The organism is Nocardia aobensis NBRC 100429 (assembly GCF_000308375.1).
In the GTDB taxonomy this organism is placed as follows: Bacteria; Actinomycetota; Actinomycetes; order Mycobacteriales; family Mycobacteriaceae; genus Nocardia; species Nocardia aobensis.
In genome coordinates this window covers 75,305-96,798 of record NZ_BAFQ01000053.1, presented here as the reverse complement: position 1 = coordinate 96,798, position 21,494 = coordinate 75,305, and the positions used below count along the sequence as shown (strand labels likewise).

At 66.6% G+C, this 21,494-nt stretch carries 24 protein-coding genes; 5 read left to right on the top strand and 19 right to left on the bottom strand.

Annotated features, from left to right (window positions below):
* The 16 genes from RJ03_RS07125 to RJ03_RS07060 all read right to left on the bottom strand — a co-directional run.
* On the bottom strand, nucleotides 1–558 hold a 558-nt coding region (locus RJ03_RS07125; RefSeq protein ID WP_157163363.1), incomplete at its 3' end, for a hypothetical protein.
* Between the two features lie 822 nt (nucleotides 559–1,380).
* The gene (locus RJ03_RS38060; RefSeq protein ID WP_218000931.1) at nucleotides 1,381–2,382 is read right to left on the bottom strand and encodes a sigma-70 RNA polymerase sigma factor region 4 domain-containing protein; all 1,002 of its coding nucleotides are present in this window, start codon (nucleotides 2,380–2,382) and stop codon (nucleotides 1,381–1,383) included.
* Nucleotides 2,383–2,428: 46 nt separating this feature from the next.
* The gene (locus RJ03_RS34885) at nucleotides 2,429–3,433 is read right to left on the bottom strand and encodes a toprim domain-containing protein (RefSeq protein WP_051024408.1); all 1,005 of its coding nucleotides are present in this window, start codon (nucleotides 3,431–3,433) and stop codon (nucleotides 2,429–2,431) included.
* Between the two features lie 3 nt (nucleotides 3,434–3,436).
* Nucleotides 3,437–3,805 carry a hypothetical protein gene (locus tag RJ03_RS07110; protein WP_036499212.1) on the bottom strand — a complete coding sequence of 123 codons (369 nt, stop codon included), beginning with the start codon at nucleotides 3,803–3,805 and terminating at the stop codon, nucleotides 3,437–3,439.
* Nucleotides 3,806–3,808: 3 nt separating this feature from the next.
* A complete protein-coding gene (locus RJ03_RS07105) occupies nucleotides 3,809–4,180 on the bottom strand; it encodes a hypothetical protein (protein ID WP_036499208.1) in 372 nt (123 codons plus the stop codon).
* Nucleotides 4,180–5,736, bottom strand: coding sequence for a hypothetical protein (locus tag RJ03_RS36675; RefSeq protein ID WP_157163362.1), 1,557 nt, complete (start codon nucleotides 5,734–5,736; stop codon nucleotides 4,180–4,182). The genes RJ03_RS07105 and RJ03_RS36675 overlap by 1 nt, the downstream gene beginning before the upstream one ends.
* Nucleotides 5,737–5,778: 42 nt before the next feature.
* Nucleotides 5,779–6,168 carry a hypothetical protein gene (locus RJ03_RS07095; protein ID WP_036499200.1) on the bottom strand — a complete coding sequence of 130 codons (390 nt, stop codon included), beginning with the start codon at nucleotides 6,166–6,168 and terminating at the stop codon, nucleotides 5,779–5,781.
* A gap of 49 nt (nucleotides 6,169–6,217) precedes the next feature.
* Nucleotides 6,218–6,730 (bottom strand): hypothetical protein, encoded by a 513-nt coding sequence (locus tag RJ03_RS07090; RefSeq protein WP_036499197.1) that lies wholly within the window; start codon nucleotides 6,728–6,730, stop codon nucleotides 6,218–6,220.
* Nucleotides 6,730–7,344 carry a hypothetical protein gene (locus tag RJ03_RS07085; protein ID WP_036499192.1) on the bottom strand — a complete coding sequence of 205 codons (615 nt, stop codon included), beginning with the start codon at nucleotides 7,342–7,344 and terminating at the stop codon, nucleotides 6,730–6,732. Before RJ03_RS07085 ends, RJ03_RS07090 begins: the two co-directional genes overlap by 1 nt.
* 40 nt (nucleotides 7,345–7,384) lie before the next feature.
* A complete protein-coding gene (locus RJ03_RS07080) occupies nucleotides 7,385–9,418 on the bottom strand; it encodes an ATP-binding protein (protein ID WP_051024407.1) in 2,034 nt (677 codons plus the stop codon).
* Nucleotides 9,415–10,497 (bottom strand): helix-turn-helix domain-containing protein, encoded by a 1,083-nt coding sequence (locus RJ03_RS34880; RefSeq protein ID WP_051024406.1) that lies wholly within the window; start codon nucleotides 10,495–10,497, stop codon nucleotides 9,415–9,417. Before RJ03_RS34880 ends, RJ03_RS07080 begins: the two co-directional genes overlap by 4 nt.
* Entirely contained in the window at nucleotides 10,494–11,420 is a 927-nt protein-coding gene (locus RJ03_RS07075; RefSeq protein WP_036499188.1) for a hypothetical protein, read from the bottom strand. The genes RJ03_RS34880 and RJ03_RS07075 overlap by 4 nt, the downstream gene beginning before the upstream one ends.
* The gene (locus RJ03_RS34875; RefSeq protein WP_051024405.1) at nucleotides 11,417–11,803 is read right to left on the bottom strand and encodes a hypothetical protein; all 387 of its coding nucleotides are present in this window, start codon (nucleotides 11,801–11,803) and stop codon (nucleotides 11,417–11,419) included. Before RJ03_RS34875 ends, RJ03_RS07075 begins: the two co-directional genes overlap by 4 nt.
* Nucleotides 11,800–12,111 (bottom strand): hypothetical protein, encoded by a 312-nt coding sequence (locus RJ03_RS07065; RefSeq protein WP_051024404.1) that lies wholly within the window; start codon nucleotides 12,109–12,111, stop codon nucleotides 11,800–11,802. Before RJ03_RS07065 ends, RJ03_RS34875 begins: the two co-directional genes overlap by 4 nt.
* The gene (locus tag RJ03_RS36985; protein ID WP_157163361.1) at nucleotides 12,108–12,584 is read right to left on the bottom strand and encodes a hypothetical protein; all 477 of its coding nucleotides are present in this window, start codon (nucleotides 12,582–12,584) and stop codon (nucleotides 12,108–12,110) included. Before RJ03_RS36985 ends, RJ03_RS07065 begins: the two co-directional genes overlap by 4 nt.
* Nucleotides 12,585–12,848: 264 nt before the next feature.
* Nucleotides 12,849–13,079 (bottom strand): helix-turn-helix domain-containing protein, encoded by a 231-nt coding sequence (locus RJ03_RS07060; RefSeq protein ID WP_036499183.1) that lies wholly within the window; start codon nucleotides 13,077–13,079, stop codon nucleotides 12,849–12,851.
* 188 nt (nucleotides 13,080–13,267) lie between these two features.
* On the opposite strand from RJ03_RS07060, the gene RJ03_RS07055 reads away from it, so the two are divergent.
* From RJ03_RS07055 to RJ03_RS07040, 5 genes are all read left to right on the top strand, one after another.
* Nucleotides 13,268–14,107, top strand: a complete 840-nt coding sequence (locus RJ03_RS07055) for a DUF5919 domain-containing protein (protein WP_036499254.1) — start codon at nucleotides 13,268–13,270, stop codon at nucleotides 14,105–14,107.
* A gap of 5 nt (nucleotides 14,108–14,112) precedes the next feature.
* A complete protein-coding gene (locus RJ03_RS35805) occupies nucleotides 14,113–14,904 on the top strand; it encodes an inositol monophosphatase family protein (protein ID WP_083870636.1) in 792 nt (263 codons plus the stop codon).
* A gap of 90 nt (nucleotides 14,905–14,994) precedes the next feature.
* Entirely contained in the window at nucleotides 14,995–15,621 is a 627-nt protein-coding gene (locus RJ03_RS07050) for a P-loop nucleotide/nucleoside kinase family protein (protein ID WP_036499181.1), read from the top strand.
* Nucleotides 15,622–16,085: 464 nt separating this feature from the next.
* A complete protein-coding gene (locus RJ03_RS07045; protein ID WP_036499178.1) occupies nucleotides 16,086–17,909 on the top strand; it encodes a glycoside hydrolase family 15 protein in 1,824 nt (607 codons plus the stop codon).
* Nucleotides 17,910–18,201: 292 nt separating this feature from the next.
* Nucleotides 18,202–19,017: an enoyl-CoA hydratase/isomerase family protein gene (locus RJ03_RS07040; protein WP_036499175.1), complete on the top strand. Its 816-nt coding sequence runs from the start codon at nucleotides 18,202–18,204 to the stop codon at nucleotides 19,015–19,017.
* On the opposite strand, the gene RJ03_RS07035 is transcribed toward RJ03_RS07040, so the two are convergent.
* The 3 genes from RJ03_RS07035 to RJ03_RS07025 all read right to left on the bottom strand — a co-directional run bounded on the left by RJ03_RS07035 (nucleotide 18,999) and on the right by RJ03_RS07025 (nucleotide 21,371).
* Nucleotides 18,999–19,418 (bottom strand): PPOX class F420-dependent oxidoreductase, encoded by a 420-nt coding sequence (locus tag RJ03_RS07035; protein WP_036499172.1) that lies wholly within the window; start codon nucleotides 19,416–19,418, stop codon nucleotides 18,999–19,001. The two genes, RJ03_RS07040 and RJ03_RS07035, sit on opposite strands and share 19 nt — an antisense overlap.
* Nucleotides 19,419–19,467: 49 nt before the next feature.
* Nucleotides 19,468–20,028, bottom strand: coding sequence for a DUF2165 domain-containing protein (locus RJ03_RS07030; RefSeq protein ID WP_036499170.1), 561 nt, complete (start codon nucleotides 20,026–20,028; stop codon nucleotides 19,468–19,470).
* A 113-nt stretch (nucleotides 20,029–20,141) separates the two neighbouring features.
* Nucleotides 20,142–21,371, bottom strand: a complete 1,230-nt coding sequence (locus RJ03_RS07025; protein ID WP_036499169.1) for a cytochrome P450 — start codon at nucleotides 21,369–21,371, stop codon at nucleotides 20,142–20,144.
* Nucleotides 21,372–21,494 lie beyond the last annotated feature (123 nt).

The window sequence follows — 21,494 nt, the reverse complement described above, 5'->3', positions numbered from 1 at the left end:
GTCTTCGGGCAGGTTCCAGGCTTCGAATTCCGCTGCTTTCCAGTGGCGCCGGTTCGCGCTGTCGATCACTTTGAACCGCACGGTCGGCAACGTCGCGATTGCCTTCTTCACACTGGCGTTCCCGCCCGATACGTCGTGGCTGATGAACCAGATCGTGTCCGCTCCCTTCTCGGAACGGGTGGCGGTGCGGTCACCGAAGGCGGTCGGCCGCAACTGCACCTCCAACGCCGTGGCTGGTTCGGAGACGAACACATCGGCGCGAGTGTGGTGATGTTCGGGCACCGCGGTGTAGCCCAGCTCCCGACAGATCTGCAGGATCCGGGTTTGCACCCACAGATGTCGCGGAGTCATGGCGCCGCCGTCGGACCCAGCTGTCCAGTGGTCACATCCGCCGCCGTGTTTGGGACCCAGCCATAGGTGCCGGCGCTGCTTGCTTCCCGGAGTTTTCGGGCGCGGGAACAACGGGACCCCGCACCCCGGCTCCGGGCACATCAGATTCCGGGCGTTGGCGAGCATCGTTTGCCAGTCCGCGGAATCGAGCACCCACAGCGGCGTCATGTCCGGCCGATCCTTCAACACCGCATGACGCTTGCTCTCCCGCGATAGCGATGGCAGATGATGCTCGTTCACAGCAGAGTCCTACCATCGACCACCGACAACCAACGCAGGACGAATTTCACTGCGTAAGAGGGTAACTCGACCGAATTGCCGCGTAAGAAGGGGACTTGCGGTCAGTTGGCATCTCCCCTCATACGCGCGAAGATCCAGTTTCCCTTCTTAGGCGGGGACACGTTTCCCGCGTAAGAGGTGACGCGAGCGTACTGCTGGCCCCGGGCAGACTTCCCTTTTGTGGTCATCGATCGAAACCGGCACGTACACAACCTGACTCGACCACCGCACTGAGCGCGTCCCGCGCGCGAACACGACTCCGCAGGAGTCGCACATGCTCACGCGCTCAGCCCTACCAAGGCAACGCACGCACCCAGCCCCCTCTTTTGTGGTCTCTCTTCCCCCTTGTGGTCCTCTTCTCCTCTTTTGGTTCCCTTTGTCTCCCAACTGTTTGGTGTTGGCTTTCCTCCCGCCCGGCCGCCACTCTCTACAACCACACTCTTTTCAGTGGTGGTAGAGAGTGGCGGCCGGGCGGGAGGAGAGACGACGCCAAACACCCAGCTCACAGCGATCTTGTATCGGAATCCAATCGGAATTCCATTCGCATTGATTCCGCATTCGTTCCGAATTGATTCCGCATTGGTTCCGCATTGAAAATCGTTGCCCGACACAGCAGTAGGCCCGCCCAGCGCTGCTGGGCGGGCCTACTGCTTCGTTGCTCACTACCGTGCTCGACCGGCTCCCGAACGGGCGCCAGCGTGCTCGGAAGGGTCATTCCGGGTGCGTCTCCTCCTCACCTCCCACCAGACCGACGTTGGCGGTCAGTTCCTTGGCCGCGGTCACGGTGCGCGTGACTGCGGACGGGCTTAGTTCGACGTGCTCGGCGATGCGCGAGTGCGACCACTGCTGCTCGAACTTCAGCCGCAGAATGGTCGCGACCTTCTCCGGATCGCGACGGCCGGCCGGATCCGCTCCGCACACCGATTCGGCGACCTGCGCCCACCGGTCCTGCGCACCTTCCGCTTCGATCGCGGTGCGTTGGGCCGGTTCGATCTCCGGCAGCGGCGGTTGCTCGGTGAGTGCTGTCGACTGGGAATAAGTTTCGGTCCGCACCTCACGCACCGACACCGTGCGAACCGGCTCCTCCCTGCGCACCGGCTCCGGATCAGCGTTGATCGGTTCCGGACCGGTCCGCACCGGCAGCGCAGGTTCCGGGGCAGTGGTGCGCACGTCGTCGGTGTCGTGGTGCTCACGCAGGATCATGTGCGCAAGCGCGGCGCCCATGCCGAGAACCCCGACGGGAAGACAGGCCACGAGCACGGTGACGGGCCACGGTGCTGAGTGCATTTTGGCGGCTTGCATGAGGTGGTAGGCGATCTGCCCGACCGCGCCCAGAGCGAGGCTGCCGAAGGCGGAATATTTGGCGTACCTGCGGGTTCCCTCGGATCGGATGCGGTTGCCCAACCACACGTACAGGGCGTAGGAGGCATAGGCTTCCATGCCGATTGGCAGCGTGATCGCGGTGTTGATCGTGAACGTGTCGGCGATACCGGGCAGCGGATGCACCGGACCGAACCCGGTCAGCTGCCCGAGTCCGACCCAGCCGGACCAGATCGCGACGAAGGCGGGCAACGCCAGCAGCAGCACCGGCCACGCTCGCATCGGCTGGTGATTGGATTGCGCACCGGTCTGCGCACTGGCTGGTGCGCGGTGGTGCGCAGCATCGTCGCTGCGCACCGTCTGCGCACCGGACCGGAATTCGGTGCCGGACATTGGTGTGTTCCTTCCTCGTGAGATTTGCTGGGTCAGCGCACCGGGGTCACCGGCTACGCATCAGCCCCCGGGCCCGTTCGTGTTGTGGTGGTTGGCGAAAGTGGCGATCCAGATACGGGACGGGTTCGAGTTCGTCGATGCGGTGGAACGCATCGAGGTGGTCGGACAGGTCCTTGCCGGCCGCGGCCTGCATCACCCGCACCTCCCCGACGCGTCCGTGCAGGGACTCGGCGACGGTGTTGGCGTGGCGGTATCCGGGGCGGTCGCGGTCGGCGACCACAATCACCCGCCCCGCCCCGTGCAGCCATTTGGCGTGTTCGGGGGTCCACTTCCCGGCGCCCATCGCGTTGCAGGTCGCGATCTGCCCGGCCTCGAACGCGCGTTGCACGTCCTTCTCGCCTTCGCAGACATAAATTTCGCGTCCGGCGTTGACGGCTTCGACGACGTCGGGCAGCCGGAACGGGACGGGCGCGAATCCGGTGTGTTCCCATTCGGTTCCGGTCCAATGGGCCTGCCAGAACGATTTCGCGTCCCCGTGCTCGTGCGGTGTCCGCACCCGGGTCACCGCCCCCTCCACCCGGCCGTCTGGCCACCGGTAGACGTAGGTTTCGACGTTTTCCGGCTCCCCGATCTGGGCGCCGATCTCCCGGCGAGCGGGGAACGCGAACCGGGCGTAGTCGATGGCCTTGTCCACCCGCGACTCCGGCGCCGCCGGAGTGGTGGGGGTGGGACGGCCCGGCCGCCGCTGGCTGCGGCGGTTCGGGTCGCGTTCGGGCAGTCGGTCCCACAGGTCCCGCACCCGTAATCCGATGCGGGACAAGACTTGTTCGTCGTCGCAACGCGCCCAGCAACGCACCATCGTCTTGCCCTGCTGCGGGTCGTACCGCACCCCCAGCGACGGGTTGTGATGGTGGCCGTCGGCCTCGTGGACCGGGCACAGGTAGTTGGTCCACTGCATCGGGCCCCGCGGGAACTTCGGCGGCCCCATCCGGCTGGTCAGTGCGTCGGTGACCACCTCATACGAGCGGCCCCAGTCCTGGCGCGGGTCCATGACTCACCGCTCCCGCACCGGCCGCTCGGCCCGCTGGCTCTGCTGCTGTCGGGTGAGGGTGCGGGCCTGCTCGAGGCTGCGCAGCTGCACATCGCTGAGCCCGACGTGCCCGTCCAGCTCCAGGTTGTGGGAGATGTCGGCGCGGAAGCGCTCCATCGTCTCGGGATTGCGGCGCCAATCGTGGTAGGCGTCTTCGAGGAAGGCCCAGTGATCGGCGTGCGGCCCGGTTTCCCAGCGCTCTGCCAGGGCGTGGCGCTTCATGTCGCACAGCTGGACCTCGTAGCTGGTCACCCGCGGCCGCGACATCCTGCGTTCCAGGTCGGTGTAGGTGGTGAAGTCGGCGCGCATGGCTTCTTCGTGTTCGCGTTGCATGGCTTATCGGCTCCTCTGCGGTCGCTGCTGCTCGTGTTGGATCAGGTGAGGGTCGATCAGGGCTCCGGCCTGCTCGACGCTGCGGAACTCGACATCGGACAGGCCGATGTCGTGGCCGGCGGCGCGCTCGGCGCGCAGCCGGTCGAGGTCTTCGCTCATCGCGACCGGCCGCGTGTCCCAGTCGGCGTAGACGTGGTGTAGAAAGGCCCACTGGCGGGCGTGGGGCCCGGTATCCCACCGGTCGTCGATCGCGTCGATGCGGTCACACACCCGCTCGGCGGTAGCCGGATCGGTGTCGCGTTCGTCGAGTTGGCGATCCAGCGCGGCACGCTCGGCGAAATCGGCGCGCATGGCCTCTTCGTGCTCGGGCAACATCACCGGCTCCGTTCGACGCCGTTGCGGCCCGGACGGGCGTGTCCGTTGCCGCTGGTGCCAGTGAGTTCGCGCAGCAGCTCGGCCGGCATCGGCTGGGTGTTGCCCAACTTCGCGTCCGCGTCGATGTGCTCGGCCGGGCCGGACCGGTCGCGCTGCGGGGTGGACTGGGCGAGTTTCTGGACCGCTTCGTCGCGTTCGGCCTTGAACTTGTCCCGCTCGGTTTTGAACCGGTCGCGGTCGACGGTGACCTTCACCAGCTTCAGCCCGTTCTGCCGCAACTCTTCCAACTCCCGGGTCTGGCTCAGGTTGGCGTTCTTCAACGCCTCCACCTGCGCCGTCGCCGCGGCCAACTTCCGTTTGTGGTCGTCTCGGTCGGCGGTGACCGCGTCGACACCCCGCTGCAGGATCTCCACCCGCCGTGCGAGCTGGTCACGGTCCTCACGCAACCCACGCAACTCGCGCTCGATCTCGGCCAGCCGGTCGGGCTGTTTTGCTTCCTGCGCGACGGGTTCCGGCGCCGGAACCGGCTGCGCCGGTCGGGTTTCGGTGGGCCGGTCCGGCGGGCGTTGCCGCTGCTGGGACTGTTGCGGGCCCCATGTGGTGACCTCGTCGCGGACCATGCCGAGCGGCCCGGTCGCGGACTGCCCGGTCGGGCCGGGGTTGCGCGAATCCCACATCGTCGCGACGAACTGGCCGTCGCGGCGGCTGCTGCCGTTGTCGTACTCGCTCAACCGGTCGGCAACCCACTGCCGGGCCTGCTCGCGTGTAACGAAACTCGCTGTGCGCGGCCGGTCCTGGTGCGGAACCGACGCCAACGCAGGATCGTGGTCGCGGCCGTAGTACTCCTCCGGACCCACCGACGCCACGAACGGCGCCGCCCCGTCGGTGCCGAGTTCACTGCGGCGGGCCTCGACGCCGGCCAACTGGGCTCGCAACCGCGCAGCCTCGCTATCGAGGTGGCGGGCCTGCTCGGTGCGCTGTTGCTGCTCGCGCTGGCCGGCGAGGTCGCGTTCGATCTCGGTCTGCCGCTGCTGGGTGCGGCGCTCCGAGGTGACTGCGGCTTCGCGTGCGGCGAGCGCGGACCGGTCATCGAGCGGGGTGAACAGTCGCTCGATCCGCACCGCTGCGGGCTGGCGCTCGATCTGATCGAGGGCCTGGACTACCTGGCCGCGCTGTTCCAGCGGTAGCGCGGTGGTGTGCAGGGTGTGCTCGATACGGTGACGGATGGCATCGAGGCGATCGGTCCGCTCGGCCAGCCACTGCTGATTATCGGGCCGAGACAGGTCCATATGGTTGCGGGCCCAGTCCAGCTCGCGGGCCTCGCGGTGATAGTCGCTGACCCGCAGGTCGGCCCACGCACCCGCGATCCGCCGCTCGCCGACCTCGATCCGCACCGCCTCGGCCAGATCCCGACGTTCGCGGCGGCTCAGCTTGCGGACACCGCTGTAGCGGTCACGGTTACGGTGCGCCTCGATCCACGTGCGGGCCACGTTCAGAATCTCGCGCAGAGTACGCGCGGAGTCGCGGCCGATCTGATCCATCTCGTTGTCTGACATCTCGGTCAATTCCTCTCAGTAACAGTTGATTCGGGGTTCTGGCTATCGGGTGCGTTCGATCGGCGCGCGCTGGCGGTTCCGCTGGTCGAGTTCTTCGGCCGCGTGGTCGGTGAGCTTCAATCGGGAGGCGTAGCGGCCGCGGGTCTCGGCCACCTCGTGCTCGGCGACGCGCACCCGCTCGTCGACGTGGTCGAGGTCGGACAGGACCGCGTCCGTCGCCTCGACCGGATCCATCGGAGCGCCGAGGGTGTCGACCTCCAGCGCATCGGGGTGCCGGCGCAGGGTGCGGTACTCGCGGCGAATCTCTGCGAGCTCGCGCCGGATCTCGTTCATCCGGTCGCCGACATCGTGCAGACGGCCGTACAAGTCGACCGGGGCGGTACGGATCGGATCGGGTGCGTATCGGTCTGCTCGGTAGTCGTTGTGGTTCATGGGTTTTCCGGTTCCTTCCACTGAATTTCTTGCGGGGCTCGGCGGGCGGTTATGCGGCGCCGAGGGTTCGGGGGTCGTCGGGATAGGGCTCGTCGGGGCCGAGGCCGAGGAGTTGTTTGCTGAACTGCCAGTCGACGAGTGCCTGTTCGGCGGTGTGGCCGACGATCTGGCTGGCGGTGGTGAACGCGAGCGACGCGCGATAGCGGGCGAGGTTGTCGGCGGTGAAGCCGTACTCGTGGCCGGCGCGGGGATTGATGTGCAGCATCCGGTACTGCTCGGGCACGGTGGCGTCGATTTCCAGCAGCCGCGCGCCGGTGGATTCCCAGGGCAGTGGGGAGCAGATGAACGCTTGCGCGAGCTGGTACCACATGCCGCGGATCAGCCCGTCGCGCCAATGGTGCTCGGCATCGGTGGCGTCGACGAGCCCGAGCGCGGCGGCGCGTTCTTCGCACGCGAATTGTGCTGCGTGCGAACAGAACAGGGTCGCCATCTCGTCGAGCCAGTACTCGATATCGGTGACCGACACCGTCGGCTCCGAACGGCCGGTGACGTCGCCGGGCATCACTGCACCACCTCCGCGGTCGCGGTGGTGGCGTCGTCGCGGCGGGACCAGACTGCGGTGGCGCGGCTGGTCAGCCACTTGACGGCGCCGACCAGGGTGCGAGCGAACGCGGCGCTGCCGCGGGCCAGCGCGGCGGCGATCGCGGCGACCGCGACAGGCAGCGGGGGCCGCAGTGCGGCGTTCCACCACAGGTAGGCCAGCCACCCGATGCCGTAGCCTGCCACCGGGACCGCGACGACGGCGGGCTGTCCCCATCCGGCCAGCGCGGCGGCGGCGACCACAAGGGTGGAACTGGCCGCCGTCGAGGTCAGCAACCGGGCCCGGCCACTCGAGCCGGTGGCGCCGGCAGGAGAGGGAGTGTCCTCGTCCTCTTTTTCGTCGTGGGGGGTGTCGATGACCAGTCGCAGGTCCGGCTTGCGTTGTGCGGGTGTCGGTTCGGTCGGCGCGGGGCGGTGGTCGGTGGCGCGGACGGCGGCGGCGAGGAAGTCGCTGACTTCGTCGGCGATCATGTTGCCGACCTCGTCGGCGGGCACGCCGGCGGCGAAGTCTTCGAGCCGCTTCCGCGGGTCGTCGTCGTTGTGGTCGTGTCCGTCGTTGTCGCGGATGATGCGCATGACGTTGTGCTCCAATCGAATTCGAAAAAGATGGGTGGATTTATGCGGCGGCGGTGGCGGTGCCGCCGATACCGGGTTGTGTGGCGTGCTTCGCGGCGGCGGTGCCGGGAAGCGGTGTGAGGCGTTTGGTGTCGAGGGGGACGATGCGGCCGTAGAAGGCGCGGCCCTTCTTGGCGAATACGAAGTCGCCGGTTTCGAACTGGCGGACCCGGTCGGGGTCGACCAGCCACTTCTCACCGACAGAGACTTGGCCTTCGTCGCCGTGGCGCTGGCCCTTGATCAGGTGCCGCGACGGCAGCATCACGCGCCGGGATCCGAAGTGTTTGCACAGCTCACCGAAGTTCTCGCCGTACCCGATCAGCACCCCTCCCGCGCACGCTTTCAGCAGCCTGTCCAGCGACCACTTGTCGGCGGCGAGGGATTCAGGGGACTGTCCGGCGAATACCATCGCCACCCCTTGGGAGCGGCCGCGTTCGGCGATCTCCTCCAGCCCGAGCGATCCCTGTTTGGTGGTCAGGGCGCTGGCCTCGTCGAGGTACAGGGTGACCGAGCGTCGCTGGTCTTTGCGTTTGCGGCCGGCGCGCTGCATCACCATCCGCAGGGTGGCCGCGACCTGGGAGCGGGCGGCGTCCTTGTCGAGTCCGGGCACGGTCATGAACAGCACCGACAGCTCGTCGATGTTGCGGCCGCCGTCGAACACGACGTTGCCGGAATCGTCTTTGAGCAGGTCGAACAGGTTGCTGCACTTGATCAGCGCATCGTCGATCTGGGGGACCTTCTCCGCCTGCAACGCGTTGACCTGACGCACCACATCCGGCGCGTTCGACCAAATCTCCTTCAGCTTGTGCTCATTGAGCCGCTCCAGGAACTCGACGTGGCTGCGCGGCGGCCCGATCGGCGCATCGACCACCAAGGACACGATGCGTTTGCGCATGTCGTCGAAGTGCTGGCCTTCCGAGGTGCTGGCCTGGCCCGAGGACAGGAACTCACTGAGCACCGCGCGCTGGTCCCGCGCCGGCATATCCCAGATGTGCAGGCGATCTCCGCCCGGGACGACGGTCGCGATCTCGGTGGCGGGCACGCCCATCGCGGTCGCGAGAGCGGTGATTTCGCGCCCGAATTCGAGGTCGTCTTGGCCGCCTTTGCAGGTGATGAGTACCAGTTGCGGCTTGGGGTGCTTGGCCGCCATCGTGGGGATGTCTTTCCACCGGTACCAGGCGCGCCACTCGTATTCGAAGGTGGCGAGGGCGTGGCGTTTGATCAGTTCGGTTTTGCCGCCGCCGGTGGTCGCGATGATCGCCTGATGCCGCTTGATGTCTTTGTGTGGCACCGTCATCCAGTGCTGATGCCGCGCCGTGAGTTCCCGCATCAGCCCGGGGGTTTTGATGTCGGTGCGGTCGGCGAGGGTGCCGAGCACGATGTTCGCGCCGGCACTGTAGGGGGCGCCGAGTTTGGCGGCGCGGACCGCGGCCCGGGCGCGGCGGGCCGTCAGTGCTTCCTGCATGCGTTCGGTGCGGGCCAGCGACTTCAACCCGACGGTGTTGGTCTTGAGCACGAAACTTGCCCACCAATACGTCGCGGCCAGCATCGCCACCGGCACACCCAGCGACAACATCAGCCGCACACCGGAGAGGTCACCGGCGGCGACCTGCCCGGCACCGGACCACAAGAGGGAGGCGGGGGTGGTCCAGGAACCGCCGGCCAGGACCGACAGCACCGGCAGCACCAGCGATCCGAACGCGAAGTTCCGCAGCCGGTGCGGCGCCAGGGGGAGTGCGGAGGCGACGCCGATGATCAGGATCAGCATGGCGACCACGACCACACCGGCCACCAGCGAATTCGCCACCGCGTGCTCGACGGCGGAGACGTCGGGCAGGTGCAGGCCGGTGATGTGGTGGTCGACCTGGTCAGTGACGTGATGGACGGGTCCGGGGGTGCCGGGAGGGGCTTGGGGGTGCAGGTTGCCGAAGGGGGCGCTGCTGCCCGGTGCCGGTGACATCGGCGCGGGAACCGGGGTGGTGTAGGCGTCCTTGCAGTCGTCGGGGGTGATCAGTGGGGTGCAGTCGCTGGTCATGATGCTTCCTTGGAAAGTCGAATGAGGTTGTCGCGGTGACGGTTCGCGGCCTTCGCGGCGCGCATGGCGCGGCGTTTGGCGGTGTGCTGTTCCCACTGCTCGTCGAAGTCGCCGACGGCGAACAACAGCGGAAGATCCGCCAGCTCGCGGGGCAGTCGCTTCTTCGCCGCGGTCACCGCCGCGATGACGCGTTCGGTGCGGCACAGATACAGCACCCCCACCAGCCGGTGCGGTTGCGCGTCGCGCGCGGACCGGAAGGCACCGGCCAGTGCGGAATCGAGGTGTTTGGGGTCCTTTTCGGTGAGTTCGACTTCCAGGGCCCACCAGCCGTAGGTGCCGTCGATGACTCCGCAGAACCAGCCGTCGTGCACGTGCGGGCGGTTGGGCATCGGCTCGCGGCCGGTGCTGAACTCCAGCACCGGTTTGCGGTTGCGGGCCTCGGCCTCGGCGCGCAGCCGTTTGCCGGCCTCGTGGCGCAGGACCCGCTCGGACACCCACGCCTGCGGGTCGGAGCCGACCAGCATGATGCGGGCCTGCGCGACCGCCCGGTAGTGGTTGGCGAACATCAGCGGCGGTTCCCACTCCGAGGGCCGCCACCCCAAATAGCGTGCTGCCACATCGCGTTTCGGATACAGCCACGCACGACCGCGCTGCACCTTCGCCAGCGACGCCCACCCGTTGTCGACCAACACCCGAGCGATCGCATACGCGCTGGACTCGTGCACGTTCAAGAACTCGGCCAGCACATCGATCTGCAGCCCATGCATATGCGAGGTCGCCGACAACACCTCCGCCTGGCGTTCGGTCGCGGTGTCCTGGCGCGGGCCCGGAAGGATCCGGCCCATCGACCCCGCCGGCACACCCAGCTCCGCGGCGATCTCGGCCACGCTGTAGCCCTGCGCCCGCAACGCCGCAGCCTCACCCAACTGCTTCTCGACCTGCCGCAACGGGATACCGAGCGTGCGGCGGATCTCGCCGTAGGACAGGCCCGCGGCTCGCAAACCGGCGACGATCTGTGGGCGGTAGCGGCGCTCCAACGCCACGAAATCCGCGGCGTCGGTTTTCGTGTTGTGGTTCATCGGGTTCGCTCCCTGACTGTCGGGGCAGCACGGCGGGCCGCGATATCGCGGCGCGCCTGCAATGCCAGCTCGCCCATGGCTTCGATCTCGGAAAGGCGCTGTGCGTCAGCGGTTTCCGGCTGTTCGCGGTGGCGGGCGCGGTCGCGCAGGACGGTGCGGTCGGTCGCTCCGACCTGCTGCGCGATCTGGTTGACGGTCCAGCCGCGGGCGGTGAGGTCTGCGACCTGCTCGCGGCGTTCCTCGACGGCCGACTGCGAAGTCCACCGGGCCTTGACCGGGCGGCCGTTCGGGTCGTCGATGGCTTGCTCGTCCCATTCGAACGGCAAGGCCCAGCCCTTGCGGCGCCCGTGGGCGCGCGCCTGATCCGACGGACCGGGAACGAGTTGGAGCCGGTCGAACAGCTCTTTCACTTCCCGGTCCCGCTTGGCCATGATCGACTGCCCGACCTGCGCGCCACCGTCGCGGCGACGACCGAACAGCACGTTCATCGCGTTCGAATTGGTGGCAACCCCCAACTGCCGAGCCAGCTCCGCGCGCGGATACCCGAAAGCCACCAACGCCTGCACTCGACGCCGTGCACCGTGGATCGGCACCAACGCGTTGTCCGGCACGATGTCGGCCGCACGCTCCGGAATCGGCACCGCCAGAATCGATTCCCGAATCTCGGGAGTCACCTGCGCATCCGGCAACCGCGTGATACGGCGCAGCGTTTCCGGATCCACCCCGGCGATCTGCGCCAACCGCCGCGACCGGATCCCCTTGGCGCGGATCTGCTCGATATGCGCGCGCACCTCATCGGCCGGCAGCAACGGCTGCGGCTCCCACCGCCCATAGGCGATCTGCCGATTGCGGTGCACCTGGTAGTGGTTGAAGCATTTGCCGCGCCCGTACGCCGGCGCACCGCATGCGCAGGTGGCGCTCATCGCGACCGCCCCCGATCCGCAGCACGCGACTGCGCAGCGCGGCGGGCGGCCAGATCGGCGCGCGCGGCCTCGATCAACTCGCGCATGTCCTCCGCGTCGATCCCGCGGCGTTCACACGCCTGCGCCGAGCGCACCCACCGCGCGATCCGCAGCGACTCCAGCTGCGCCTCGGTCGGTTCCTGCTTCGGCCGGGTCTGCTGCGAGTCATAGAGATACGCCTGCCGACGCCCGCGACCGCGGACCTGCGCCTCCCACTCGCTGGTCGGGCGACGGCCCTCGGCGTCCAACTGCCGCCAGGTGCGCAAATGCTGCGGCGCCATCCGCCACGGCCACGTCGGCACCCCGTACCGCTTGCCCTCCGGATCCAGATACGCGGTGCTCATGGCGCGCCCCCGGGCAGATAGTCGATGCCCAGCTCGATCAGCTCGGCGCGATGTTCGGCCACGAACCGCTCGACCGCCTCGGTGATCCGGGCCAGACTGGCTTCCATCCCGGCGACGTATTTGTCGAATCGGCGGTCGAATTCGTCCGCGTTCGCCGTCGGATCGGTCATGTAGAGCGCGTAGTCGTAGCTGCGATCCGACGGCGCGCTGATCACGCAGCTCTCGTAGAACCGCAACTTCTCGGCCAGCACCTCGGCCTCGTCAGCCACCCGCGCCAACGCCGTGCGACGGTCGTTCTCGCGGGTCATCGGGGCACCTCCGACTCCGCCGGCGCCTGCGTCGGGACGACGTGAACGCAATCGATGCGCGAAACCTCGTCCGCGCGACACACATTCGGCGACGGCGCATGGGTCGGGCTGCCCTGGCCGAGCATGATCCCGAACACGATCCCGGCGCCGAAACACACCGCCGCCGCCAACGCGATCAGCCGCCACTTCGGCGGAGTCACATACATTCCCGCCTGCACCAGCCCAGCCGCATCGAACTCCGGCCGACCGAACGCCGCCAACCCCGTGTGGTGGCGGGTGAAATCCAGACTGTTCATCGCCGCCACACCCCCCGCGGACGACGAAACATCGTCGACACCAGCCAACGCAGCCCGAACACGAACACCGCCGCTGCGATCACAATCCCGATCACCAAATCCGGCGACGTGACCAGCGCATACAGGCCGACCATCGTGACGATCAAGAGAAGAGGGATTCGAGACATCACTGGTCACCCGCCTTGTGCGGATTGCGGCAGCGCCGACGTCGCGACTGTGCAGAACGCAGCGCAAGTCGCGTGTAGTGGGCCTTTCGTGCATTCTCAGCACGCCGCGCCCGCTCCTCCGGGCTAAGCAAGCCGTCCGGGTCGACTTCATGCTCGAACTTGCTCGCGAGAGCCTCCCGCGCCTTCGCGGTTCGGGCGGCACGATCTGCGGTCTGAGCCCACGAGGCGTGCGCAGCAATCCGCGCTTGCAGCACACGGTCTTTCGCGCTGTCGCTCATGCCGCACCGCCAGACTCCAGCGACGCAACCGGGCGAGCCAGCGCGAGCACTTCGCGGCTGCTGACCCGCCACATGTGGCCGTTGAGCTTGTATCCCTGCAAGTGGCCAGCCGCGATCCAGTGTCGAATCGTCTTGCGATCGACGTCGACGAGCGCCGCCGCCTTCTTCAGGCTGATCAGGTTGCGGTCGTCTCGGTGATCGAGGCCAGGATCGGAATGCGTCTCCAATGGAATTCACTCCCTGAGGTGGAAAAGTCTGGAAAAACTGACCACTTCAGGCTCGTTTCCGCCCCTGTCTCCCCTCGACGCCCCGAAGGTCTCACCTTCTACTTCTGTGCATCTTCGGGTATCTTCTGTGTCTCATCTCTGATAGGATGATGCCATTGCCTCGCATCCACAGAGCAAGGGCGGCAACCATGAGTACGGTTCTGAAGGCTCTTTTGCAGCAGCGACACTTGCAGACGGTCTCTGCTTTCAACCGGGAGTACGACCGCCTCGCTGGAAAGCTCGAACCGGAGCTTGTCGGATGTGGGCCGAAGAAGGCCCAGTTCTATCGCTGGCTCGCCGGCGATATCTCGAAGCTCCCATATCCCCATCACTGCCGGATCCTGGAAGTCATGTTTCCGGGGTGGACCATTGATGAACTATTTCAGGAATCCTCAGGCTCACCAGACGAACTAATACGTCCGCTGGAGAGCCCCAGCGTTGCTGAAGAACGTGAGCTCGCCGACGTCGAGTCGGTTTATGCGTCCAGACTGGACTTTTTGCAAGCCATGCCGCCCCAAGAGCTTTTCAAGACCGCGCGCCGGATCGATATGTCGGGCTTATCGCTCAACATGTTGTGTCAGCAGTACTCGGACAGCGACACCTTGCGCCTGATCGAGAGCGGCACCGTTCTACGCTGCTTGTTCCTTGACCCAGAAGGGAATTCGATTCGCGAGCGCGAGAAGGAGGAAGGACTGCCTCCTGGCCTGCTCTCGAACCTCACCGACACGAACATCCGCACGCTTGAGCGAGTTCGCAGCAGGGTAAGTGCAGACGCGTCAGGCGCACTGCATATCCGCGTTTACGACCAACCCGTCAGATTCAACATAACGATTGTGGACGCGAGCCTATGCGTCATGCAGCCCTACCTGCCGTCCGCACGTGGGGTAGACTCCCCGACGTTCGTCTCCCGGAAGACGGCCGCTGGCGGAATCTTTAGCACGTTCTCCACCGTCTTCGAAACAATGTGGCTCGAAGGAAAAGAGAGGTAGATCGCGTGACGCTTTCGGACGAACTTCTTGCGATTGCTAGAGAAGCCGTTGCGGAAGGCTCGTCGTTATTTCGCGATCTCAGCCCTCAGACCATATCAACAAAGAGTGATGATCGCGATTTTGTCACCGACCTCGATGTTCGAATACAGACGAAGTTGCGCGACTTTCTCCGGCGCAAGACACCCGATTTCGGATTTCTGGGCGAAGAGGAAGACCACCATGTCGTTACAGATGGATATCTGTGGATTCTGGACCCGATTGACGGAACTTCAAACTTCATTCATCACATACCGATGTGCGCAATCTCGTTGGGGCTCGTTCGCAATGGGCGTCCAATAATCGGAGTCATAGCAGCCCCTTTTTTGGCGTTGGAATATTGGGCGACGGCTGATGGAGGCGCTTACGTAAACGGTGAGCTCCTGGCCGCTAGCAAAACAACGACGCTAAGAAGGTCCATAATCTCGATCGGCGACTACGCCACCGGAGCAGGGTCTGAGGCTAAGAATCAGCGACGGTTTGCAGTAACAACGGCGCTCGCTGCAAGCGTGGAGCGCGTGCGCATGCTCGGGTCCGCCGCCATCGATCTTGCTTGGGTTGCAGAAGGCCGCCTGGATGGTTGTGTCCTGCTTTCGAACAACCCGTGGGATACCGCGGCAGGCGTCCTCATTGCTCGTGAAAGCGGCGCAGTCGTAACGGATTCCGACGGCAGCGACCACACAATCACCTCATCCCACACGATCGCTGCAACCGCCGCGATCTCGGCTGAGCTGCTGTCTATCCTCAGCTCGGCCGATTAGCGGGCGCCGACCGCACCGCTTCGCGTACACCCATTCTGAGACACTGGCTATGTCCGCAGACGCACGTGAGTCAGGGCCAGGAGGACGACGATGAGTTCCGTTACACGAGCCGCGGAGCAAGCAGAGCACGCCGAGGCCCTCAAAATGGGTGCCGGCCTCCGCGCGCTGGCTGACACTGCGAGGACCGGTGTCACTGTCGTGTGTGGTTTCCCGGCTTCCGGGAAGACAACTGCCGCCAGGTTCCTAGCGGAGCTCGTAGACGCCGTCATCGTCGACAAGGACACGTTTGCGCCAGAGCTCGAAGAATCGGTGATGGTGGCGCTCACCGGCGATCCGTATGACCGTGACAGCAGTGCATACACGCGAGTGGTTCATCCGCACATCTACACGGCGCTGGTTCGCCAGGCGCTGTCTGTCGGCCACCACGCACCGGTCATCATTGACGCACCCTTCCTAAGCCACGTCCGGACCGCTGCCGACCGAGGCATTCGGCTGAGTGAGCTAATCAGGTCCTCCGCGGCCGGTCGGCCGGCACCGGCAGTGCGGACCCTATGGGTAGCCGCCTCGACCGACCAGATTCGGCAGCGAATGGAGCAACGCGGCGCCCCACGTGACGCTTCGAAACTCGCCGACTGGAGCACATACCGGTCTGATGTACTGGAGGCGGGTATGGAAGAGGCTGTCCAGGCCACAGTCGACCACGTGATCCACAGCTGAGGCTGCCGGGCCTGACAAACGCAGATCGAACACCTAGGGATTTTTCCAATTCGCACTACCGCCACCGGCGTTTACGCAGGTCAGCACAGCGTTGATAGCGGGGGAACTTCTAATCCCTAGGTCGCAGGTTCGATTCCTGCCGGGGGCGCTGTGTCGGTCCGACCTGCGCACATTTCGGGTTGGGCTGTGGTTACCCAATCGGTTCAACGCTCAAACACACAGAAATTTCGCGTCCGATTCGGCACACGGGCCGCACCGAGCAGCTCGCCGCTCGGGGCCGTCGACACCCGATTCCGATCCCCGCCATCGCCTGCGACGACCTGCGAGCTTGCGTTAGCCAGTTGGTCGACCGCTAGGGCATTTCGGCCAAATATCGGCCCCTCAGTTCTACTTTCCGAGCGGATGCCAGCTGATAGCCTTCCCTCTAGTTGTCGCCAAGCGTTCCATTCGTGGAAGGGGATGGCGTGCACGATCCCGATCCACCGTTCCGGCCGATCCGCCGGAGCGACGGATATCTCCCGCTGGAGGACTACGGTCTGATCGGAGACGGTACGACGGCCGCGCTGGTCGGGATGGACGGTTCGATCCCGTGGCTGTGCCTGCCGCGCTTCGATGCCCAACCGCTGTTCTGCGGGTTGCTCGACCATGCTCGCGGTGGCCATTTCACCGTCGCGCCGACCGATCCGCTGGAAGGCCGCCAGCGCTATCAGCCGGATACCGGCGTGCTGGAGACCGAATTGCGCAGCGCCACCGGTGTTCTCCGAGTGACCGATGCCATGGTGGTACGGCCCGGCTCGGACCTCGGCGACGACGCGCCCGCCGATCGCTCGGAACTGGTTCGCTCCGCGATCGTCGTGAGCGGGCACGTGCGGGTGTCGGTGGAGATCGCCCCACAGGGCGGTGCGCAGTTGCGGCCGGTGCTCAGCGGACTGGAGATCCGGGTCGCCTCACAGCCGAACCTGCGGCTGCATCTGCGCGCCGACCGGCCGCTGGACGGCGTGCACACCACCGTCGACCTGGCGCAGGGCGAGCGGCTGGAGCTGGTGCTGTCCTGGGGACGCTTCCACCGCCACCATCGCTTCGACGCGGCGGCGATGCTGCGCCACACGGCCGACGCATGGCGCTCCTGGATGCGGACGTGCACCTATGACGGTCCCGAACAGGCACTGGTCCGGCGCTCCGCGATCACCCTCAAACTCTGCGATCACTGGGTGAGCGGATCCGTCGTCGCGGCGCCCACGTCGTCGCTGCCGGCGCCGATCGGCGGCGTCCGCAACTGGGACTACCGCTACGTGTGGATCCGCGACGCGTCGTATGCCGTCTACGCCCTGCGCCGCATCGGTTTCCGGAACGAAGCCGACGCCTTCCTGGGCTGGGTGCTCGACGCGTTCGAGCGCAGCGGCCAGCCGCGCATCATGTACGACATCGACGGTGATCCGGTTCCCGACGAATTGGTGGACACCGGCCTGGAAGGCTACCGCGCGAGCAGCCCGGTGCGCTGGGGCAACGGCGCCACCGATCAGCGCCAGCACGACGTCTACGGCGAAATCCTCGACTGCGCCGACCAATGGCTACGCACGGGCGGTGAGCTGCAGCCGGTGCTGTGGTCGAACCTCTCCGATCTGGCCGAGGCGGCGGGGCGATCCTGGCAGGAGCCGGATCAGGGAATCTGGGAAGTACGCAGCGCGGGGCGGGTTTTCACCTATTCCGCGGCGCTGTGCCAGGTAGCACTGCAGCGCGCCGCGTCGATCGGGGAACGATTCGACCTGCCCGGTCCCATCGCGATGTGGCGCAGCACCGCGAACGAGATCCGCGAGGCGATCCTGAAGAACTCGTGGGACGAGCGGGCACGGACACTGAGCGCCCATCTCGACGGGGGCGGCGAACTGGATGCGAGCCTGCTGGCGCTGCCGCTGCGCCGCGTCGTTCCCGCCGATCACCCACGCATGACCGCGACGACCGCGGCGGTGGCGGACCGGCTGGGCGCCGGCGGCGGCCTGCTGTATCGATACCTGCACGAGGAATCACCGGACGGCCTGCCCGGCGACGAGGGCGCGTTCGTGCTGTGCAGTTTCTGGCTGGTCGACAACCTCACCGCCCAGGGCCGGCTCGAGGACGCCGAGCGGCTCTACGGTTCCCTGTGCGCCCGCGCGAGCACCGTGGGCCTGCTCGCCGAGCAGATCGACCCGTCGACCGGCGCGTTCATCGGCAATTTCCCGCAGGCGTTCAGTCATATCGGCATCATTTCCAGTGGGGTGAAGCTCGCGCGAGCGAAGGCGGGTGCCTGATCACCGTCTGGTCGTCCGACGTCCCCCTCGAACGCCTGCGGCCCACCACATCCGTGATGTGGTGGGCCGGGGTGTGTCGTGATGGGTGGTCAGGCCGCGCTGCCGCTGGCCCCCAGCGCAGCCAACATGTCCACGAGCACAGTCAGAAAGTCCATTCGGGTTCGTACCTTTCGATTCAGCGGAGGGTGACAGCATGCATGTCGAATGTTGCCGCAAGGTTATGCGCCGGTGAAGTCGAATCGGCCCCGGCAAGAACCGAATATTCGAAACGGGAGATTGTTATTCTTCCGGGATGAGCGATGATCTCGGGGCGGCGGGCCTGCGATTCGAGCGCGACGGCGTGATCGGCTGGTGCGTGATCGACCGGCCCGCGGCGCGCAACGCGCTGACGCCGGCGATGTATTTCGGCATCAAACGCGCTGTCCACCTGGTCAATTCGGATCCCGGCCTGGCGGCATTGATCATCACGGGCACCGATGACGTGTTCGCGCCGGGCGGCGACCTGGGCGGGCGCGCCGAGCCCGGTGACGCCTTGCCGCCGGAGCTGTCGGGCCAGGATGTGCTGCCCTTCCTCGCCATTCGGGACAGCCGCGCCCCGGTGGTGTCGGCGGTGAACGGCATCTGCCAGGCGGGCGGTCTGCTCATCGCGATGATGTCGGATATCGCGGTCGCCAGTGAGCGGGCGGTGTTCCGGGTGCCGGAGCTGTTGCGTGGCATTCCCGACGCCACCTACGCCGCGGTGCTGCCCGCCCACGTCGGCGTGGCGGTGGCTCGCGATCTGCTGTTGTCGGCGCGGCGGTTCGACGCCGCCGAGGCGCGGCGACTCGGCGTCATCAGCCGGGTGGTGGCACACGAACGGCTGCGCGCGGAGGCCGTCGCGGCCGTCACCGAGATCCTGCAGACCGCACCGCAGGCCCGCGCCCAGGTCAAGCGCATGCTGAACGAGCGTTACGGCAGTATCGACTACCAGACCATGTTCCTGGCCCTGGAAACCTCGCCGGAACCGCGGGAGGGAATGCGCGCCTTCATGGAAAAGCGCGCGCCGCAATGGATTCCCGAGGGGCTACCCGCTTCCGGGGAACGCCGTCGTCAGGGCAGCATGCCGTAGGCGCGGGTGGGACGCAGGCGCGCGATCACGCGGCGGTCGGCGACCATCGCGCGGCGGTAGTCCGCCCAGTCCGGATGCTCGCCGCTGAGCGCACGGTAGTAGGCGATCAACTCCTCCACCGTGGCGTCGTCGGTGCTCGCGGCCACCGGGGTCAGTTCGACATCGGCCTCCAGGACGGCATAGGCCCAGAAATCGTCGCGCGTGACGTGCAGGGCCGCCCACGGATCCCGGCGCAGATTGGCGTACTTGGCCCGGTCCGCGGTGATGGAGATCCGGACGATGCCGTCGGGCGCGACCCAGTGCGTGACGTTGGACAGCTGCGGGCGGCCGTTGCGGCGCACGGTGGTCAGGACGGACCGCGAGGTCGTACGGGCGAAGTCGAGCGCGGTGTCGAGTTCCATACGGGCTGCAACCCGGGGCGGTCAGGCACTGTTCCCGAACGGCCGCAGTTCATTCCGAGGGCGGAGCGGCCCGCGGCGCCGAGTCGGGCAGATGAACCAGCACCAGCCCGATCCCGGCGATCAGGAAGTTCTGCAACGCCGCCGACGAGGCGTTGACCTCCTTGTTCGCCCACATCCGGAACCACTCCCCGCCGACGGTCAAAAATGCCCCCGCGAACAACAGCACCGCCATCGTCCAGCCGATGCTGGACAACTTCGCCGCGGTGCCCGGCCGCGCCGGCACCCGGCGCGGCCGCCCGCTCAGCTCCCGCAGCCAGCAGGCCGCGGCGACCAGCAGCACGAGGGCGATCGAGAATTCCCAGATCACCACGAGGATGTAGACGACGAGCGCGATGTTGCCGTTGGTGATCGCACGCCAGTCGGTGCCCGGATTGTGGATCGTGGCCCGCATCGACAGCACGGCGACCACACCCCGGCGATTGGTGACGGTATCGGTGCAGTTGGTGATCGCGACGAACAGATAGTAGAAGCCGGTGATCGTCGCCAGCGCCGCCACCGCCGTCCGCCGGCTACCGAGCACGTCGAGAATTCCCGCACCGCCGATTCGCATGCTGCTCACCTAAACGGTTCGGCGAAACCGCGTCAACCGCACCGGCTTCCCATCGACGACCATGTGCGAACGGGCTTTTCGTCACCACGAACCATCGGCCCGCCGCACCCGAACTAGCTCGCGGTGCGATCCGGTTCGCGGACGACGAAGGTGATCGGCAGGCTGAGCGGTGAACGGGTGAGACCGGCGTGATAGCGAATCTCCGCCCCGTCCCGGATGGCGATCCGATCCATGCGTTGCACGATCTCCTCCAGCGCCACGCGCAGGTTCAGGCGGGCGAGGTTGGAGCCCGCACAGCGATGCGGGCCGGCACCGAAGGCGAAGTGGCGGTTGCGAGTTCGATTCGGATCGAATCGGTCCGGATCCGGGAATTCGCCGGCGTCGCGATTGGCCGAGGCCCAATGGATGAGCAGCTTGTCGCCGGATTCGATGGCGTGTCCGGCCAATTCGGTCTCGCGGACCGCGGTGCGGCCCACCGAGACGAACGGTGAATCCAGCCGCAGCAGTTCCTCGACAGCCTTGGGCATCAGCTCGGGGCGTTCGCGCAGCAACTGCGGAATCTCGGGCTCGCGACAGAACCGCTCCACCATCAATCCGAGTGCGCCGGCGGTGGTTTCGAGTCCGCCGAGAATGAGAAGTTGTACCGCACCGATGGTTTCGTCCTCGGTCAATGGCACGCCGTCGATCTCGGCGGCCAGCACCGCGTCGACCACATCCCCGCGCGGCGGTTGTTCGCGGCGGGTGGCGAGGAAGCCTTTGACCCAGGCGTACAGGCCCTTCCAGCATTCACGCGACTCGGGATGATTCGGAATCGACGACCGCGAGGCCAGCCGCGACACGGTGTCGAGTTCGTCGGCGGGCGCGCCGATGGCGAGTTCGAAGAACGCCAGGCTGGGCAGCGGCCGGGCGAAGGCATCCATGAATTCACACTGTCCGTCGGCGAGGAAACCGTCCAGCAGGCGGGTGACCAGATCGCGCGTCGGCTGTTCCCAGTCGGCGACCGCGGCGGGTGTGAAGTACGGGGTGATGAGGCTTTTGTAGGCGCGCTGTTCGGGCGGATCCACCTCGACGGGCAGATTGCGCACCACGCCCTTGGTGCCGGTGACCGACAGGCCGTGCGCGGAGCTGAACACCGACCAGTTCTGCGCGACGCTCAGCACCTCCTCGTATCCGGAGGCCACCCAGAATCCGCCGTATCGGTCGCTGTGGGCCACCGGACACAACTCACGCATGCGGGCCATCGTCTCGGGCAGCGTGGCGGCGAGTTCGGGCGAGAGGTGGTCGAACTGGCGCAGACACCAATCATCGGGCAGGCGTACGCCCTCGGGCGTTGTCTTCTCCATGGTTTCCTCTGGCGGCTCGGGCACCGAGTGGGCGCCAACTCACAGTAACAGGGTAAGTGATCACTTTCTAGCGGCTGCGCGGAAGCGGTGACCTACCATGTGTTAGTAAGTTCTTACTCACAA